General features: G+C 49.2%; 2 protein-coding genes. One reads left to right on the top strand and one right to left on the bottom strand.

Going from position 1 to position 3,081, the window contains the following annotated elements:
* Window positions 1-308: 308 nt before the first annotated feature.
* Window positions 309-1,349, top strand: a complete 1,041-nt coding sequence (locus Q0294_RS04380; RefSeq protein ID WP_299461315.1) for a hypothetical protein — start codon at window positions 309-311, stop codon at window positions 1,347-1,349.
* Between the two features lie 45 nt (window positions 1,350-1,394).
* Here the strand turns inward: Q0294_RS04380 and Q0294_RS04375 are convergent, their stop codons facing one another.
* Window positions 1,395-2,840 (bottom strand): sulfatase-like hydrolase/transferase, encoded by a 1,446-nt coding sequence (locus Q0294_RS04375; RefSeq protein WP_299461312.1) that lies wholly within the window; start codon window positions 2,838-2,840, stop codon window positions 1,395-1,397.
* Between the last annotated feature and the right edge of the window lie 241 nt (window positions 2,841-3,081).

The raw sequence follows: 3,081 nt of genomic DNA, 5'->3' as shown, positions 1-3,081 counted from the left end.
CCATGCTGGCTAGTTGGGATATCCTTACTGGCAAAAAGCTGGCAGAGTGGGAGGTTGACGTAGCAAATAATCTACTTTCGAGTCAGAAATTTTGTAATACTAAGCACGTTATTACGAAGACGGAATTGAGAGCAGGCATGAATTCCAAATCGTTTTTGAAACGATGGGATCTGACAACTGGTAAACTGATAAATGAAAAACAGATTGACACATTCAAGTATGATAACAGTCATAATAAAATCAGCCCGGGCGGTAAGTATCTGGCTACACTCGGTACGGAACTGGGTTCGGTTGATAAATATCTGGTCGTGTATGATTTGGAGTCACTGGAACCGATCAGGCTGATACCTTTTTTGGATTTTCTGCAATTAAAAGATAAGTATTTCACGTTACTTGAAATGGAGTTTTCGCCAGACGGTAAAGAAATTGCCTTCCTTCTATCGAATTCAAACGGAACCTCAATCTGGATTTTTGACCTCAAAACCGGTAAAGGGTCGAATGGTTACCAGGCCCCTACTAATCTTAGTAACGTGATCAATGAGCCTATTTATCGAGGAAAAAATCTGGTCTGGGATCCCAGCGGCAACGGGTGGTTACTGTATGGTGCCTGGTATCTGGATCGTCAGCGCAAGCAGGTTCTCTGGACATTGAAACCAGTCCCCAATGTCACTATGAGAGACGAAATTTATCTCACTCCTCATTTCCTGCTTGCAAGGACAGCAACCGCCTTAACAGATGCAAATGGACGACTTCTGCTGGATCGAAAATCTTTTCTGGTATCCGTTGACATTCCAGAAACAGCCGTTACTGAGAGCCTGAATGCGTATGGTAGTCAGAACGATGCGATGATCGGCAAGGGGCAGCAAGTCAGTATTGAAGTAAATATTGGTGATGTCAAATTCGGAAATGTTGATGAAGTAAAATCCATCATTGAGGATGTTATCCAGCAGCGTCTGGAAGCGGAAGGTTTCAAAGTCGCCCCCGACCAGCCAGTTGTTTTAAAACTGGAATATCACGAACAGGACGGCAATAAATTGAAATTAATGAAGCCTGGTAGCCCCACGCCTGAAAATCCTTCAGGACGAACTGAAACCGGAAAGACACTTCAAGCAACGGGTGCCGCATTTAAAATTACCTGGATCGATACTCAAACCCAACAAACACTCTGGTCTAAAGAAGCCGCCGTTAATCCTCGCTTTCTCATCTTGCGAGATGCCACCGCGGAAGAAGCCCGTAAACAAATGTTTGAGGCATTACAAAGCAGGCTGATGGCAGAGTCGATTCCTTATTTTATTCCGAAAGACAAAAACCTATCCATTTTACCACTCGAAATCGCCTTACCTGAATAGCAAGACAGAGTGGCATTTCACAAAAAACTGCAGATGAACCGGCACTCAATCCGTTTTCGACAGCCAGCCCCCCGGTTGCGGGGTAGCGGTGGACTGCGTGTCGCGGTACCAGTCCTTGAGCTGTTTGAGCATTTCCGCCGCCTGCTGCGGTTCCTGTTTGATCAGATTGTTCTGCTCGCCCGGGTCCTGATCGAGCCGATACAGTTCCACTGTTTCATTCTCAAATGTGCCCGGTTTGGCGCGGGGGTGCAACACCACCAGTTTCCACGGCCCCTGCCGCATCGCTTCCGAACGATTGCCACTGTTCGCCAGCGACGCCCAGAACAAAGTTCGTTCCGGTAACGATTCCTGTTCGAATAACACCGGCGCAAGATCGACGCCATCCAGAGGCCGATCTTCGGGCGCCTTCACTTTCGCGATTCCGAGTAAAGTCGGCATCACATCGATGCTGATGGCGGGCACATCCGAAACGGTTCCCGCTTTGATTTTTCCCGGCCACCACGCAATCGCCGGCACCCGATGACCGCCTTCATAGACCGAACCTTTGCCGCCCCGCCATTTCGGGTCCCCACTGGGAAAATCACGCGAGGGACCGTTATCCGAGAAAAATAACACGAACGTGTTTTGATCGAGCCCGGACTTCACCAGGAAATCGCGAATCTGACCGACTCCTTCATCCACGGGCAGCGTCATGCCGCGATACTTCTCGATCCGCTCGGCTTCGTTCGCCGGCTTCCAGCGTTTCCAACCCTCTGCTTCGCTGCGGCGAACCGGATCGCCGGGCACCTGCACCGGATTGTGAATCGCTTCGTGCGCGAGATACAGACAGAAAGGCTGATCCTGATTTTCTTTGATGAACTGCAACGCGTACTCGTTGATGAGATGGGTCGAGTAACCCTCCTCCCGAGTTTCCTTGCGGCCGTGCCACCAGTCGTGTTTGACGTGATCGCCGACATGACTGATGAAATCGATATTGCCGCTGTGATAACCGATGAAGGTATCGAAGCCATGCTTGTCCGGATGAAACTCGGCTGCGTTCTGCGGATAACCCTGATGCCATTTCCCGATCAGACCGGTACGATAACCGGCCTGTTTCAAGGATTCCGCAAACGTGTTTTCAATCTGTCTCAAGCCCTTGCGATGTTCGGGATGATCGCTGACCGGATGAATCACAGCTTCAATGCCCGCCCTTTGCTGATAGCGGCCTGTCAGCAGACCGGCGCGTGTGGGAGAGCAGACCGTGCCTGACGAATGAAAGTCGGTCAGCTTCAGTCCCTCTTTCGCCAGGCGATCGATCTCGGGCGTTTTGAAATACGGATTGCCAAAACAGCTCACGCCGGCATAACCCATGTCATCGACCATGATCACAATCAGATTCGGACGCTCTCCGGGCGGACGCACGGCTGCGTTCAGCGCGACCGTCATCGTGAGCAGAAAGAAAACAGCAATGAAAACAGATCCTGTCTGAGTTTGAATCGATCGATTTCGCACGGAGAGTCCTTATTGTTTCGTCTGACACCAGTGGAATACGGTAAAGGCTAATTGAGAATGATAACAGATTCGCTCACAAAATCACGAAAATACGATTTGAAGTGATCGCCGGGAACGAAAATGGTACTGGATTGAAACCGTGAAAAACAGAATTTTCTACTTGCGATTCTGTACAAATTACTACATCATTCTGAATGCGAAGTCTTACTCTATTGAATTCATTTCTTCTTTTATCATGTCC

This window comes from uncultured Gimesia sp. (assembly GCF_937919775.1).
In the GTDB taxonomy this organism is placed as follows: Bacteria; Planctomycetota; Planctomycetia; order Planctomycetales; family Planctomycetaceae; genus Gimesia.
Note: the sequence above shows the minus strand (reverse complement) of the source record. Positions and strands in the feature narration are given on the sequence as shown.